The organism is Opitutus sp. (assembly GCA_024998815.1).
Lineage (GTDB): Bacteria > Verrucomicrobiota > Verrucomicrobiia > Opitutales > Opitutaceae > Rariglobus.
The window spans coordinates 1,663,714-1,678,616 of sequence record JACEUQ010000002.1 but is presented as its reverse complement, the minus strand read 5'-3'; the positions used below and the strand labels follow the sequence as shown (position 1 = coordinate 1,678,616).

The window sequence follows — 14,903 nt, the reverse complement described above, 5'->3', positions numbered from 1 at the left end:
TCATCGCCTGGTACGGCGCTAACCCCAACGAAGGTTTCGCCTTCATCAACCGCGCGTTTGGTCACTACGCATGGGCTTACTGGATCATGATCAGCTGCAACGTCATCACCCCGCAGTTCTTCTGGTTCAAGAAGGTCCGCGAAAACACCGCGCTGGTCTGGATCCTGTCGATTTTCGTCAACGTCGGTATGTGGTTCGAGCGCTTTGTGATCATCGTCACCTCGCTTGCTCGCGACTTCCTGCCGTCCTCGTGGGGTTACTACAGCCCCTCCGATCGTCGAAATCTTCACCTTCTTCGGCACCTTCGGCGTGTTCAGCGTGCTGTTCCTCCTCTTCATCCGTTTCCTGCCCGTCATGCCCATGGCTGAGATCAAATCAGTCATGCCTCAGGCCGACGTTCACGGCAAAGACCACCACTAATTTAACGCCGACACATTTATTAACATGTCTGCCAAACCTTACGGCTTGATCGCCACCTTCGACACGACTCCGAGCGTTTACCACGCGGCGGAGCAGGTGCGCGACGCCGGCTACAAAAACTGGGACTGCATCACGCCGTTCCCGATCCACGGTCTCGACAAGGCCATGGGTTTGAAGCGCTCCAACGTTCCTAAGTTCTCGCTGTGCGGCGGTTTGCTCGGTTTTACCACCGGCATGTCGCTGATCTTCTACACCAGCTATATCAACTACCCGTTGGTGGTGGGCGGTAAGCCCTACTTCAGCCCACTGTTCGCCTTCCCGGTGTCATACGAGCTGACCATTCTCTTCACCGCGTTCGCCACCATCGGCGGCATGTTCTTCCTGAACGGCCTGCCGATGCATTACCACCCGGTGCTCAAGAGTGACAAAATCCTCTCCGGTATGGACGACAAATTTCACATCGTGATCGAGTCCGCCGACCCGAAATTCAACCTCGCCCTGACCAAGGCCTTGCTCGAGAAGGCCGGGGCAAAGACATCCAGGAGCTGGAAGCCTGAGCCATGCGTTACGTTTATCTCACTCTCTTCTTCGTCGTCGTGCTCGGACTGTCCATTTTGGGCTTCCGCGGCTCGCTCTCGACTCGTTCACCCCTTGAGGTGTTCGACGACATGGACCACCAGGACAAGTACAAGGCGCAGGCCTCGTCCAAGTTCTTTGCCGATGGTCGTGCCGACCGCACGCGTATCCCCGGCACGGTGGCCTTTGGTCGCCGCTCCGATGCCCCTGACGCCACCTTCCTTAAGGCCGATTCCGCTCGGTTCGAGGGTAAGGACGCCAAGGGCGCTTGGGTTGTTGCTTTCCCCTCCGCCATCACGGTGGACGCCAAGTTCTTGGAGCGCGGTCAGGATCGTTTCACGATCTATTGCGCTCCCTGCCATGGTGCAATCGGTGACGGTAACGGTATCACCAAACAGTACGGCATGGGTGCAACTCCCACCTTCCACGACGTCCGCCTGCGCACCATGACGGAAGGCGAGATTTTCAACACCATTACCCACGGTAAGGGCAACATGCTTTCCTACGCGGACAAACTGCCCGCCGATGATCGCTGGGCAGTTATCGCCTACGTGCGCGCCCTCCAGCGTGCAGCCCACTCCACCGCCGCGGACGTTCCTCCCGGTCACAAATCTGAGCTTGGTATCAAATGAGCACCCACGCTGCCACCGCTTCTGCGGCAATCCCTTCTGAAACCCCTTCGTCCTGTGCCTGCGCAAGCAAGTTTCTGGGCGTAGGTATCGCTGGTATCGTACTGACGATCATCGGCTTATTCGTGTCCAGTGGTAAGGCCGTTGCGCTTTCCTGGCTCATCGGCGTGTCCTTCTGGACCGCGATCGCTATCGGCATGCTGATGTTGGTGATGATCCACCACATCCTCGACGCCTCGTGGTCGGTGGTCCTTCGTCGCCAATTCGAGCATGGACTTGCCGCCTTCCCGTGGCTCGCCTTGTTGTTCACGCCCTTGGTCATCGTTTCTTGGACGGGCTCACACGACACCATCTGGAAGTGGATGAACCCCGATTACGTGCTGCTCAACGGCCACACGGTCGGCCACGATCCGCTCTACATTAAGAAGTCCAGTTTCCTGAACTTGGAGATGTTCACCGCCATGACCGCGTTGTGCTTCGCCGCTTGGATCTGGCTTTCTGCCCGCCTGCGCAAAGCCTCGTTCAGCCAAGACGCCGATGGTGACCTCAAGTGGACGTTCATGAATCGCAAGACCGCCGCCTTCGGTTTGGCTGTTGGTGCGATCACCCTGTCACTTGCGGCCATTTACTGGATCAAGAGCTTGGAGTACCACTGGTTCTCCACCATGTACGGTGTGTGGTATTTTGCCAATTGCGTGCGTGGTGCGCTGGCGATCGGTGTGCTCATGCTGCTGGCGCTCTACAAGCGCGGCGACCTCAAAGGCATCTTAAACACCAATCACTTGCATTCCGTGGGCATGTTGATCTTCGCCTTCACCGTGTTCTGGGCCTACGTCACGTTCTCCCAGTACTTCCTGATCTGGAATGCCAACGTTCCTGAGGAAACGTTCTGGTACAACCTGCGCGAAATCACCCGCGCCGGCGAACCCAGCCAGTGGAAATACGTCGGTATGTTGATCCTGTTTGGCCACTTCCTGTTCCCGTTCCTGTTCCTGCTCTCGTACAAGAACAAGATCACCCACAGCCGCATTACCTTCATCGTCCGCTGGATACTCCTGATGATCGTGGTCGACTTGATCTACAACGTCGCTCCCGCGCTCAAGGACTCCCTCGGCGAGCCCTTGCCCTTCCTCTCGCTTAACCTGCTCTGGACGGCCACCTCGATCATCGGTGTCGGTGGCGTGTTCTTCTGGGCCTACCTGAAGAGCTTCCCCAAGACCAAACTCATCCCGATCCGCGACCCGCGTATCACTGAATGCCTCACCCATCATGAGTGATTCTCAAAAAACTCCTTCTGCTTCTTCCGGTACGTTGATCACGGTGGCCGCCGCCATCGGTGGCTTCGCGATCTTCGCACTGATCGTGTTCATTGCCTATCTGCCTAAAACGCCGGCTCCGCTGGCCGATGGCGTCCGCACTCCCGAGCAGCGCAAAGCCGCGCTCGCCGAGTTGCGCGCCAAAGAAAAGGCTGCCGCCACCACCTATGGCTGGGTTGACCAGCCCACGGGTGTGGTTCGCATCCCGATCTCCGAGGCCATCAACATCACGATCAAAGAGCTCAACGCCAAGAAGTAGATCTCCCGAAGGTAGGAAGCCCCTTTAACGTACCCATCGTTCGTCCATAAACGGGCTCCTACCATCCGATTCCAACACCCACCGATGGCCACTGATTCCCATAAACCAAAGCAGAAGAGCGACTGCGCATTGGCGCCTTCGTGCGATGCTTCCGTCATCGACGCCTCACTGCGTGCGCCGCTCACGGTGCTGATCACTTCGGCCCTAATTTGGCTGCTGGTGGCCAGCGCCTTGAGCGTGGTTGCCGCTTGGCAGCTGCACACGCCGTCGTTTTTTAATAATTGTGAATACGTTACTTATGGTCGTATTCAGCCGGCCCAAAGCAGCGTCTTCATCTACGGCTGGGGCTTTAACGCCGCTTTTGCGGTCAGCCTCTGGCTGATGGCGCGCCTGTCGCGTGGCGCACTCCCGGGTTGTGGGGTCCTCCTGCTGGGCACTGTTTTTTGGAATGTGGGTGTCACCCTGGGTACCGGTGGCATTTTGGCCGGTTTCTCGACCTCCATGGCTTCTTTGGAAATGCCCGGTTTCGCCACTCCGCTTCTTTGGGTGGCCTATGCGTTGATCGCGGCTTGGTCGTTCGTGGTATTCCGTGCCGGGCGTTCACAACAACTGTTTGCCTCCCAATGGTATCTTTTTGTTGCCCTGCTCGCCTTCCCTTGGATTTACGCGATCGCCCAGGTCATGCTGGTGTTCGTTCCAGTTCGCGGAACCGTGCAATCGGTCATTCAAGCCTGGTTCGCGGGTAACCTCTTCTTGCTCTGGTTCGCCTCAATCGCTTTGGCCGCGATTTACTACTTCCTGCCAAAGCTGCTGCAAAAGCCCGTTTCCAGCTACTACCTCGCCTCCACCGGTTTTTGGTGGCTGGTGGTGTTTGGCAGCTGGGCGGGCATCGCTCGCCTGATCGGTGGTCCGGTTCCCGCTTGGGTGCAAACCTTCGGCGCCGCCGCCAGCTTCATGCTGCTCGTCCCGTTGTTCATTTTTGTGCTGAACTTCCTTGGCTCCTTTGCAGGGAATTGGTCTTCATTAAAAAACAGTTATCCGCTGCGCTTCATTGCCTTCGGTGTGTTTTCACTGCTGCTGGTGTTGTTGGCGTGGGTTGCCGGTGCACTCCACGGCTTCGCGGCCATCACCCAATTCACCTACTTCACCGCCGCTGAGGCTCAGCTCGGCTACTACGGGTTCTTTAGCATGGTGATCTTTGGTGCACTTTACGTCCTTGTGCCGCGTGTGTTTGCCACGGCCTGGGCCAACGACGCCTTGATCGGCGTGCACTTCGTCGCCTCAGCAATCGGCGTGACGTTGGTGGTCGGTTCACTGGCGGTCGGCGGCATTAATCAAGGTCTGCAACTCGCGGACGCCTCGGTTGCCTTCACCGCAGTCACCACCGGTACCCTTCCTTACCTTTTCTCGGCCAGCGTCGGTTGCGTACTGATCGCGATTGGCCAACTCGCCTTCGCTATCAACTTCTTCTGGACCCTAGCCAACGCGTCTGCCTGCTGTGTTAGCTCGGTCAAACAATTGCTGTCCGCACAACCGGAGGCCACCCGATGAACCGCGCTCCCTTTTTATTCCTCGGTATTTTCTTGGCCCTCGCCCTCTCTTTTGTCGGCTTGGTGCTAACAAACCAAATCAGCTACGGCGCCTTCGTGACTCATGTCGATGAAGGGGAAGGCAAGGCGTTCCCGTTGCAGGCCCCTGGTCTCGCCGCCCAAGGTAAACTGGTTTATCAAGACCTCGGCTGTGTCTCCTGCCACACTCAGCAAGTTCGCCGCGAAGGATTTGGTTCCGATATTGGTGAAAAGAGCCGCGGTTGGGGTGAGCGTCAGAGTGTGGCCCGTGACTACTTGCGTGAATCCCGCGTCCTGCTGGGTTCGCAACGCATCGGCCCAGATCTGCGCAACTTTGCCGCTCGCAAAAATGCCGATGGTACCGAGCACACAGCCGCCGCGCTTTATGCGTACCTTTACCACCCCCAAGCGGTGGTCAAAACGTCGAACATGCCAGCCTACGCTTACTTGTTCAAAACCCAGCCCATCATTGGCCAGGGTTCGGCCAAGGCCCTCAAGATTCCCGCCGCCGCCGGCTACGAAGTGGTGCCGACGGCGCGCGCTGAGGCGCTTGTCGCTTATCTGCTGAGCCTAAAGGATACCTACGCTTATCCCGAGACTAAGAACGTGTACACCGCTCCTGCGGCCGCTAAGACCCAACCCGCTAAGGAGTCCCATAAATGAGTGCTGATCAGAATCATAACCTCTCCTCCGGACCCGACGGAGCCAGTGACGAAAGCATCCAGCAGGTTCACGCCGAGTTGCTCAATAACAAGAGCGAGCCAGCTGAAGGCTTTAAGCTGATGCCGCTCTTCTTGCTCGGCTTCGTTTCCACGCTGATTTTCGTGACGTGCGTCTATGTGGTCCATTACCGCGCGGGTTTCAGCCCAATGGTGTACGACGAGCGCTTTGACCCGAAGACTGCAGCCGGTAGCGCTAGCAAGGAACTGACTCCTGAGCAAATAGTTGCTGCTGGTAAAAAGTCTTATCAGCAGGTTTGTGCCACGTGCCACCAAGTTTCGGGCATGGGTGTAGCCGGTGTTTATCCTCCCTTGGTCGACTCGGAGTGGGTTACCGGCAATGAAGAGCGTGTGGTGCGCGTGCTCCTGCATGGTCTTAATGGTAACATTGAGGTCCACGGCAAGACTTACAACGGTGCCATGCCTGCCTTCGGCAAGGTCCCCGGTGGTGGTTACAACTGGAACGAGGAGAAGATTTCCCAAGTACTCACCTACATCCGCCAAGAGTGGGGTAATAAAGCTGAACCGATCACCAAGGCCAAGGTCGCCGAGGTATTGGCCAAAGAGGCTTCCCGCGCCAAACCCTGGACTGCTCCGGAGTTAGAACCGTTTAAGTAAGAGGTTACTTACAGTTAAAAACCCGGTCATGATCGACCGGGTTTTTTTGTGCGTTTAGAAAAACGTTTTTGGGGTGACTCCTCGTGGTCATTCGAGCGACGAGTGGGGGCCAAATTAGTATTTAGAAAGCCACACTGCTTGGAACTTATGAGGTCTCGCTGGGGAGAAGTTATGCAAAGTTTACTTGCTAGTGGATATGAATTAGGGGGGGATTACAAAGGCTCGTGCCATTTCCATTTATGTCATACCTCAGTTCACTACCCCTAATTGCGGTTACTGGCGGCGCCGTCGCCAGTGCCGGTGAAAGTGCGATAAAACTCAGCCTCGCCTGGGTCGATTACCTCATCATTGGCGTTTATTTGTGAGCGGCGGCGCGAACACCGTCTATTTCTGGCGGTTACAAAATCACCTGTCGTAAAAGCCGATGACCGGCCCCGCCAGGGGCCGATCATCAGGCCCGGTCAGCTTGCAGGTTCGTCGGCCAGGCGGTCTTTCATGCGGTAGGATTTGCCCTCGATGACGACGGTCTGGGCCCGGTGCAGTAGGCGGTCCAGGATCGCCGCGGTGATGCCAGCGTCGTTGTTAAAGATCCCTGCCCAGTGTTTGTAGGCCTTGTTGGTGGTGACGATCAGCGAGCCGCGTTCGTAGCGTTGGCTGACGATCTGGAAGAGCAGGTCGGCCCCCGACTTGTCGAGCGGCAGGTAGCCGACCTCATCGAGCACGAGCACCGCAGGGGTCATGTAACGCTTCAACTCGGCTTGCAACCGGTGCAGGGACTGGGCGGTGACCAGGGCGTTGATCGCGTCCACCGCCGTCGTAAACAGCACCGTGTAGCCCGCCTGGCACGCCGCGTAGCCCAACGCGCTCGCGAGATGTGTCTTCCCAAGCCCCACACCACCGCAAAACACCGCGTTGGTGCGCTCCTTGACAAAGCCCAGTTCGAAGAGGTGCCGCACCTGCGCTTCGTTCAACTCCTTGGGCCAGTCCCACTGGAACTGGTCGACGGTTTTCTTGACCGGGAAGCGCGCTGCCTGGATGCGCCGCTCCAGCGCCCGGATCTGGCGGTCCTGGGTCTCGGCCTGCACCAGTCGGCGTAAAAATTCGGCGTGCGAACAGCGCGCCTTGGCCGCCTCGGCCGTGAGTTCGCCGTGGTGGCGCAGCAGGTAACCGAGTTTCAGGTACTTGAGTTGATCTTTTAATAAATCGGTTTTTTCGGGTTCTGTTTTCATTGGGTATAGGGGCTTAAATCCGGGGGACGCAGTTCGAGTTCCAGTGCGGCCAACGCGTCGGCGCGGGTGAGGTGGATCGGCCCGGCTTGCGGCAAGGCCCGCGCGCGTTGTTCGAGCAAGTTGAGGATGTAATCGCTGGAGTAGGCGCCGAGTTCATGGGCGCTTTCGATCGCCCGGCCGACTGCCTCCGTTCCATACAGGGCCACCAAACCCACGATAGTCGCCAGGTGGTGTCCCGCGTTGAGCCGGCGCTCCTCCAGCCCCCGTTGGTAGGCGGGTGCCGCCGGGCTCAGTTCCAAAAACCGTAGCCGCAGGCGCTGCCGCGCCCCCTGCCGTTTGCGCTCCTCGAGTTCGCGCACATGCTCGGGGTTTTCCACATCGGCGCGGCGGGCAAAACTGCGGGCATGCTCGGCCACCAGGGTGCGGTCCGCATAAAACCTCACCTGCGCCCCCTCGATCTGCGCGGTGAGTAGCGCCCCGGCAAACTTCGTGGGCACCGAGTAGCGGTTCGTTTCGATACTCACCCGGCACCGCCGCGACGCCCGCACGCTTAAGGTGCGCACCGCCGGACTGGCCACCGGGTTAAGCGGCAGGAGCGCAGCGCGCTCCTCGGGCAGCCGGTCCACCGGCCGGCCCTGGGTTTCAGCGTGAACGCGCACGTTGGCCACCGTTTCCAGCCACAAGCTGGCGGCCGGCCCCAGCTCGGTAAACCCGTTCATCTGCCGCCCGCCAAGGAAGCTTTTTTTCACGTAACCCACCGCGTTTTCCACCATGCCCTTGGACTGCGGATGCCCCGGCCCGCACGCTTTTATCGTAAACCCGTAGTGCCGGGCAAAGTCCAGGTACTGGGCGTTGTACACCGGGTCGGTCCCGGGCACATGCGAGAGGACGGCCGTCTTGCAGTTGTCCACCATCACCTCGCGCGGCACCCCGCCGAGTTTTTCAAAGGCGCGCCGGTGACAGCCCAGCCACCACTCCTGGCCCTGCCCGAGGGTAAATTCCACATGCAGGAACCGGCTGTACCCCAAAACCATGACGAAAAAACTTAAAGCCCGCCGGGTGCCGTCCACCTCCACCGCGCCAAAACTGCCCCAGTCCACCTGCGCGGTCTGGCCGGGGGCAAACTTGAGGGTAAGAAACGCCTCCAGGTTCCTCGGCCGCACCCGCCGCACGTAGTCTTTCAAAATTGAATACCCGCCCGTGTACCCCCGCTCGCGCACCTTTTGCCAGAGCTGCATGGCGGTGAACGGATGGGCCTCCAGCCAGCGCGCGATCGCCGGCTTGTGCACGTCGAGCTTGCTTGGCCTAGGCACCTGCGCGGCCTGGCTGCGCACGTACTTTTCCTGCGCCTGCCAGCGCCTCACCGTCTGCACGTGCAACTGGAGCGAGCGGGCGATTTGCGGCGCACTGTGACCGGCCGCCTCCGCCTGTTTTATCCGGCAATACAGTTCGTAATCGATCACGCGCCCACCTCCCGGCTCGGCGGCGGCGTTGCCGCCAGCGTGTGCGTTGGCCTGCCCCGGTCCAAGGAGAGCACCTGGTAAAGTGGCGCGGCGTAGGCGATCACCCCGGCCTCGATTAACTGCCGGCGCGCCTCGACCAGGCCGTCCTCGCTGAGCGTGAGCAGCCGGGCCAGGGTGCGCGTGGCGTAGTAACTCAGCCCGTCGGCGTCGCCCACGGTGACCAGGACCAGATAGAGGCCCCAGGCGGGGGCACTGGCCCGCCCCAGGTAATTGCCCCGCACCAGCCGGTGGTCCAGCCAGCTAAACTGGGCCGGCGTGCGCCGGAGTTGTTCGCGATCGATCGGTTGTTTTTGCATAATCGGGCGGCTGGACGTCGATGCCCAGGATCACCCGCCCCCGGGATTGCAGGTGTCGCAGCATGGGTTCGAGGTCCTCTTGTAACGTCACTCCGGCGAACTGCGCGATAAGCCCCACGAGCACAGGGTTTTGCGACTCCCATCTGTCTTGTAACGGCACGCAGGGATTCGGTAACGCCACCTCGGCGACCGGCTCGGCTTTAGGCTGGTGCACAACGGATTGCGTAGTTGGGATGTCTTGTAACGCCACCCGCCGTCGCGGCCCCCTCCGCCTTGAGTACCCCGGATTGGCCTTCCGCCACTCCTGCACCCGTTGGACATTTTCTGGGCCTTTCCAGTGGTCGAGGTTCTCCGGCTTCGCCAACCATTTGGCCTGACTGGCCGCCCGGCTCGCCCGTCGGCATCCCGGCTTCCCGCAGTAGCGCTGACGCTCGCGGTTATGCGCGTCGGGCAGAAAGAAATCGACACAGTGCAAACACTTGCGTGAACCGGTTGGATGCATCGCTGTGCATCCGCCAAGCGTCCCGCCGGTTCAATCTCCACCCATTCGCACCCCTCATATCCCCAGCCGGACAGGGAAGAAAACCCACCCACGGAAGAAGAGTATTACTCTTTTTAAGGGGAAGAAGATCCACCGAAGAAGAAGTGCATTCCTAACCGCCAGAAATAGACGCTTTCCCGCTCGCCGCTCACAGTTTATTTTGCCTTTGTCGTGGGCATCGGCTGGATGCTGAAAAAACACTTAAAAACGAGCTCCGACTTTTTTGAGTCAGGCCGCACCCTCCCTGCGTGGATTTGCGCTTTGGGGTTTATTGGGGCCAACCTCGGTGCTCAGGAGGTCATGGGCATGGCGGCCTCGGGAGCCAAATATGGTATCGCAACCAGCCATTTTTATTGGATCGGCGCGATTCCAGCCATGGTTTTCGTGGGTATCTTTATGATGCCGTTCTACTACGGTTCCAAAGCCCGTTCGGTTCCTGAATACCTGAAACTACGCTTCGACGAAAAGACCCGCGGCCTCAATGCTGTTTCCTTCGCCTTGATGACGGTCTTCTCCTCAGGCATTTCGATGCACGCCTTGGCCTCGTTGCTCTCCGCCATTCTCGGCTGGAACTACGACATGTGCATCATCATCTCCGGCTTGGTCGTGTTGGTGTACATCTACACCGGCGGTCTTACCTCGGCGATCTACAACGAAGTCCTCCAGTTCTTCCTGATCGTGCTCGGCTTCCTCCCCTTGGTTCTCATCGGCCTCAAGGACATCGGTGGTTGGGATGGTCTTATGCATAACCTCGGCCTGCACTCGCAGGCTCAGGGTATGCCCGGCGCTTGGTCGCAGTCGTGGCAGCACATGGGACACGCCGCCGATAACCCCATGGGTATCGAGTGGTTCGGCTTAATGATGGGCCTCGGTTTTGTGCTATCGTTCGGTTACTGGTGCACCGACTTCCTCGTGATTCAGCGCGCTATGGCGGCAAAGGACATGAACGCCGCCCGCCTCACGCCGATCATCGCCGCGATCCCTAAGATGGTGTTCCCCGCCCTGGTGATTCTCCCCGGCATGATCTGCATCGCTCTGATGCAAAAACACACCGGCGATATCGTCCTGCCAGCCGCCGCCGACGGTACGCCCGACTTCAACATGGTCGTTCCCACCCTGTTGGCTAAGTACTTCCCCAACGGCATGCTCGGCATCGGCCTCACCGCTCTGATGGCTTCCTTCATGTCGGGCATGGCCGGTAACGTCACTGCGTTTAACACGGTCTTCACCTACGACATCTACCAAAGCTATATTAACAAAAAAGCCTCCGACGAGCATCTGGTCAAAGTCGGCAAAATGACCACCATCGTCGGCCTTCTGGTGAGCGCCTTGGCCGCTTATTCCGCGCGTGAGTTCAACAACATCATGGACATGCTCCAGTTGGTGTTCGGCTTTGTTAACGCTCCTCTGTTTGCAGTGTTCCTTTTGGGTATGTTCTGGCGCCGCAGCACCGGCCACGGTGCCTTCTTCGGCTTGGTCACGGGCACCCTCACCGCCCTGGTGTTCAACGGTCTCACGCTCCCCGTGGGCAGTGCTACCGGCATCAAGGGCGGCTGGATTTCGGTTCAGTACACCTTTGCCAGCTCGATGGCGCAGAGCTTCTGGATGGCGATCTTCGCCTTCACCGGTTGCTTCCTCGGTACGTTGCTCATCTCGCTCGTCACGAAACCCAATCGCACTCACGACGAATTGCGCGGCTTGGTTTATTCGCTAACGGACAAGCCCAAGTCCGAGGCCCGCTCTTGGTACGCCCGTCCCGCCGTGCTCGGCACGATCGTGCTCGGTTGCACCCTGATCCTTAACATCATCTTCTGGTAAACCCCTAAACTATATTTACATGCAACTCGACGTACGCGTTCCCATGGGCTGGCTCTTTTTAGTGCTTGGCCTGATCCTACTCGGCTACGGTTTGATTCCGAATGAGGCCATGTATGCCAAACATTCGCTCGGTGAAAACGTGAACCTTCACTGGGGCGGGATTTTCGCCGCCTTCGGCGGCATCACCCTGCTCATCGCCCGTAAGGCCAAAGAATAAGCCCGCTCGGGGCGGCCCTAGGTCGCTCTTTTCTGTACAGCAAAACGCCGGCACCCTTTTCGGGGTGTCGGCGTTTTGTTGTCCGCTCCGCTCGACTGGCCGCGTTTTACCGGAACAGGTTGTACTTCAAAATCGCGTAGAGCGCGCGCACGCCGTCGCGCCAGCCGATCTTTTTACCTTCTTTATAGGTGCGTCCGTAATAGCTGATGCCGACTTCGTATATCACCACATCCAGTTTGGCCACCTTGGCGGTGATCTCCGGCTCAAAACCAAAGCGGTTTTCCTCGATTTGAATCTGCTGGATAACCCCGCGCTTGAACACCTTATAACAGGTTTCCATGTCGGTGAGGTTAAGGTTGGTGCACATGTTGGAGAGCAGGGTGAGGAACTTGTTGCCCACCATGTGCCAGAAATAAACCACGCGGTGCGCCTCTCCACCCGCGAAGCGCGAGCCGAACACCACGTCGGCCTGTCCGCGTTCGATCGGGGCGAGCAGTTTGGGGTATTCGTTCGGATCGTATTCGAGGTCGGCGTCTTGAATGATCACCACGTCACCCGTCACGGCGGCGAAACCCGTGCGCAGGGCTGCGCCTTTGCCTTGGTTGACCTCGTGATAAATGATCTTGGCCACCAGGGGCGCAATTTCGGTGCGCAGCAGCTCGCGGGTGCCGTCCCGCGAACAATCGTCCACGATGATGATTTCCTTGTCGGCAACCGGGGCGGCACGCACGCGGTCCACAATAGACCGGATGGTGCCGACTTCGTTGTAACAGGGGATGACGATGGAGAGTTTCATGCGTGAATTTGAGTGGCTCCGACAGGTCTGCCGGTTGAGCGGCGAGCGTCGAGGTGTGTTTACCTGAGACAGGAGTGTCGGCTGCACGCGGTAAAGCACAGACCTAAATGTCCGCGTAAAGCGTCTCGCGAACAGGCGAGGAGTTACAATGGCACGGCTGGCTTGACGGTGTTTGGCGGTGGCGGGCAGGGTAGGCGGACATGAAACGTCTCCTCACGGCCCCTCGCTGGCTGCTGCTCACCGCCTTTGCCGTGAGTGGAGTGGCTGCGTGCGCGTTAATTTACTGGGCGTTGCAAACCGAGGGTTTCCAACTGCGTCCGGCGCTCGACGCGGTGTTGGTCTGGCTGCGCGGCTTGGGCCCGTTGGCGTTTTTTACTCTGATGGCCCTTTTGCCGTCGGTGGGCGCGCCGCTGTCGATTTTCACCCTGATTGCCGGCCCGGTTTTTGCCCCGACGCTGGGTTTGCCGCTGGTCATGGCGCTGTCCTTGGTGAGCCTAGCCGTGAATATCATCCTGACTTACGCCTTGGCCCGCTGGATGTTGCGGCCGTGGATCGCCCGCCTGTTTGCGTGGCAGGGGCTTAAAATCCCCGTGGTCGCCCCGGAGGATCAAGCCAGCCTGGTGCTGCTGGTGCGGGTCGCCCCGGGCACGCCGTTTATGCTCCAGAGTTATTTGTTGGGCGCGGCCGGCATCCCGTTTGTGCCGTACTTGATCATCTCTTGGGTGGTGAACGCGCTGCAGGTTTGCCCGTTCATTTACTTCGGCGATGAACTCATGCAGGGACAGGCGAAGGGCGCGTTGTTCGCGTTGAGCCTGATGGTGGCGCTCGCCGTCGGCGCACGTTTCTTGTGCCGTTACCTTCAGCGTAAAAAGGCCGCGGCCGCCTCATCTGTATGAACAACGATTTGGAAAACCAAGAAAGCGCAACGCGGGTGGTGAGCGTCAGCGAGTTCACGCGGCGGGTGAAGGCCGTGCTCGAGTCGCAGGTGCGCCCCAGTTGGGTGCGCGGCGAGGTGTCCAACTTGCGCGTCCAGGCCAGCGGGCATGTGTATTTTTCGCTCAAGGACGCCGGTGCCCAGCTCTCGGCGGTGATGTTTCGCGGCGACGCGGCCCGGCAGGACGTAAAACTGCGCGACGGCGTGCAGGTGCTCGTTTACGGGGAAATCTCGGTCTACGAGGCGCGGGGTAACTACCAGTTGATTGTGCGCGCGGTGATCGAGGACGGGGTGGGGCGCCTGCAACGCGAGTTCGAGGCGCTCAAGCGCCGGCTCGCCGAGGAGGGCCTGTTCGCGGCGGAGAACAAAATCGCGATTCCCCCCATGCCGCGCACGGTGGGTTTTATCACCTCGCCGACCGGCGCGGCGGTGCAGGATTTTGTGCGAATTCTAATCCGGCGCGGGTGGCGCGGACAGGTCGTGGTGTTGCCCGCCAAAGTGCAGGGTGAGGGGGCGGCGGCAGAGCTGGTCGAGATGCTCCGCGTGGCGTGCGATCCGGCGGAGTGCGGCGTCGTGTTTGACCTGCTGGTGATTGGGCGCGGCGGCGGCTCGCTGGAGGACTTGTGGGCGTTCAACGAAGAGCCGCTGGTGCGCGCGGTGGCGGCATGTCCGCTGCCGATTATCTCGGCGGTGGGGCACGAGATCGATTTTACCCTGTGCGACTTTGCGGCCGACGTACGCGTCGAAACGCCCAGCGCGGCGGCCGAGTTGATTTCGAGTGGATTTGTGGCGGCGGCGGAGCGCGTCGAGCGGGCGGCGGAGGATTTGAATCATCACGTCGGCACCGCATTGGAGACGGCGGGTGAGCGGCTCGACCACGCCCGTTCGCGGCTGCGGTTGCTCGCCCCCTCGGCGCAGATCGAGCGTGGTTATCTGCGTCTGGACGACCTGAGCAACCGTTTGGCGGCGGCGCTGGCGCGGTCGGTGCAGGACCACCGTCAGCGCTTGAGCGAAGTGGCTTCGTTGTTGCGGGAACGCTCGCCGCAGCGGCGCGTGGAGTCGGAATCGCAGCGCTTGCTGGCGCTCTGGAAACGGTTGCAAGCGGCCAGTCCGGCCTCGGTGCTGAACCGTGGTTTTGTGATTATGCGCGATGTCGACGGGAAGCCGGTGCAGAAAAAAGCCGCGGTCCAGAAGGGCCAGCGGCTGGCGGCCGAGTTCGCCGACGGCATGCTGCCGGTGACCGCGCAGTGACAACACCTTCCGCCCGTAGCGCAGGCTTCTAGCCTGCATCTGGAGTTTGGCCCCTGACTAGTCGAACGCAGATCAGCCGAATCCTTGAGCTCACGCTCAAGGCCACACTCTTCGCGAACACACTCCTTGTGGCCTTGAGCGTGAGCTCAAGGATTCGGCGCACCGCAGCCAGAAAAAACACCTCGTGCTCACG

Annotated in this window: 14 protein-coding genes and 2 pseudogenes; 12 read left to right on the top strand and 4 right to left on the bottom strand. The window is 59.7% G+C overall.

Annotated elements, in window-relative coordinates:
* The 8 genes and pseudogenes from nrfD to H2170_15165 all read left to right on the top strand — a co-directional run bounded on the left by nrfD (position 1) and on the right by H2170_15165 (position 6,105).
* Positions 1-420, top strand: a pseudogene (gene nrfD / locus H2170_15200) (polysulfide reductase NrfD).
* Between the two features lie 24 nt (positions 421-444).
* Positions 445-954: pseudogene (locus H2170_15195) on the top strand (DUF3341 domain-containing protein).
* A gap of 26 nt (positions 955-980) precedes the next feature.
* On the top strand, positions 981-1,628 hold the full coding sequence (locus H2170_15190) for a cytochrome c (GenBank protein ID MCS6301416.1): 648 nt from the start codon (positions 981-983) through the stop codon (positions 1,626-1,628).
* Positions 1,625-2,902, top strand: coding sequence for a hypothetical protein (locus H2170_15185; protein MCS6301415.1), 1,278 nt, complete (start codon positions 1,625-1,627; stop codon positions 2,900-2,902). The genes H2170_15190 and H2170_15185 overlap by 4 nt, the downstream gene beginning before the upstream one ends.
* Positions 2,895-3,200: a hypothetical protein gene (locus H2170_15180; protein ID MCS6301414.1), complete on the top strand. Its 306-nt coding sequence runs from the start codon at positions 2,895-2,897 to the stop codon at positions 3,198-3,200. The genes H2170_15185 and H2170_15180 overlap by 8 nt, the downstream gene beginning before the upstream one ends.
* Before the next feature lie 84 nt (positions 3,201-3,284).
* On the top strand, positions 3,285-4,751 hold the full coding sequence (locus H2170_15175; GenBank protein ID MCS6301413.1) for a cbb3-type cytochrome c oxidase subunit I: 1,467 nt from the start codon (positions 3,285-3,287) through the stop codon (positions 4,749-4,751).
* The gene (locus H2170_15170; protein ID MCS6301412.1) at positions 4,748-5,431 is read left to right on the top strand and encodes a cbb3-type cytochrome c oxidase subunit II; all 684 of its coding nucleotides are present in this window, start codon (positions 4,748-4,750) and stop codon (positions 5,429-5,431) included. The genes H2170_15175 and H2170_15170 overlap by 4 nt, the downstream gene beginning before the upstream one ends.
* Positions 5,428-6,105 (top strand): cytochrome c, encoded by a 678-nt coding sequence (locus H2170_15165; protein MCS6301411.1) that lies wholly within the window; start codon positions 5,428-5,430, stop codon positions 6,103-6,105. Before H2170_15170 ends, H2170_15165 begins: the two co-directional genes overlap by 4 nt.
* A 461-nt stretch (positions 6,106-6,566) precedes the next feature.
* Here the strand turns inward: H2170_15165 and H2170_15160 are convergent, their stop codons facing one another.
* Genes H2170_15160 through H2170_15150 form a run of 3 tightly spaced genes read right to left on the bottom strand, consistent with a single transcriptional unit; the run spans position 6,567 to position 9,153 of the window.
* Positions 6,567-7,334: an ATP-binding protein gene (locus H2170_15160; protein MCS6301410.1), complete on the bottom strand. Its 768-nt coding sequence runs from the start codon at positions 7,332-7,334 to the stop codon at positions 6,567-6,569.
* A complete protein-coding gene (locus H2170_15155) occupies positions 7,331-8,797 on the bottom strand; it encodes an IS21 family transposase (protein MCS6301409.1) in 1,467 nt (488 codons plus the stop codon). Before H2170_15155 ends, H2170_15160 begins: the two co-directional genes overlap by 4 nt.
* Complete coding sequence (locus H2170_15150; protein MCS6301408.1) at positions 8,794-9,153, bottom strand: hypothetical protein; 360 nt, start codon at positions 9,151-9,153, stop codon at positions 8,794-8,796. Before H2170_15150 ends, H2170_15155 begins: the two co-directional genes overlap by 4 nt.
* A 727-nt stretch (positions 9,154-9,880) precedes the next feature.
* Between H2170_15150 and H2170_15145 the strand changes: the two genes are divergently transcribed.
* Together H2170_15145 and H2170_15140 are read left to right on the top strand one after the other, a co-directional pair.
* Positions 9,881-11,512: a sodium:solute symporter family protein gene (locus H2170_15145; GenBank protein ID MCS6301407.1), complete on the top strand. Its 1,632-nt coding sequence runs from the start codon at positions 9,881-9,883 to the stop codon at positions 11,510-11,512.
* Positions 11,513-11,531: 19 nt separating this feature from the next.
* Positions 11,532-11,729, top strand: a complete 198-nt coding sequence (locus H2170_15140) for a hypothetical protein (GenBank protein MCS6301406.1) — start codon at positions 11,532-11,534, stop codon at positions 11,727-11,729.
* 106 nt (positions 11,730-11,835) lie between these two features.
* Here the strand turns inward: H2170_15140 and H2170_15135 are convergent, their stop codons facing one another.
* Positions 11,836-12,525 (bottom strand): glycosyltransferase family 2 protein, encoded by a 690-nt coding sequence (locus tag H2170_15135; protein ID MCS6301405.1) that lies wholly within the window; start codon positions 12,523-12,525, stop codon positions 11,836-11,838.
* Positions 12,526-12,725: 200 nt separating this feature from the next.
* Here H2170_15135 and H2170_15130 point away from each other — a divergent pair, with 200 nt between their 5' ends.
* Together H2170_15130 and xseA are read left to right on the top strand one after the other, a co-directional pair.
* Complete coding sequence (locus tag H2170_15130) at positions 12,726-13,421, top strand: TVP38/TMEM64 family protein (GenBank protein ID MCS6301404.1); 696 nt, start codon at positions 12,726-12,728, stop codon at positions 13,419-13,421.
* On the top strand, positions 13,418-14,710 hold the full coding sequence (gene xseA, locus H2170_15125; GenBank protein ID MCS6301403.1) for an exodeoxyribonuclease VII large subunit: 1,293 nt from the start codon (positions 13,418-13,420) through the stop codon (positions 14,708-14,710). The genes H2170_15130 and xseA overlap by 4 nt, the downstream gene beginning before the upstream one ends.
* Positions 14,711-14,903: the final 193 nt, after the last annotated feature.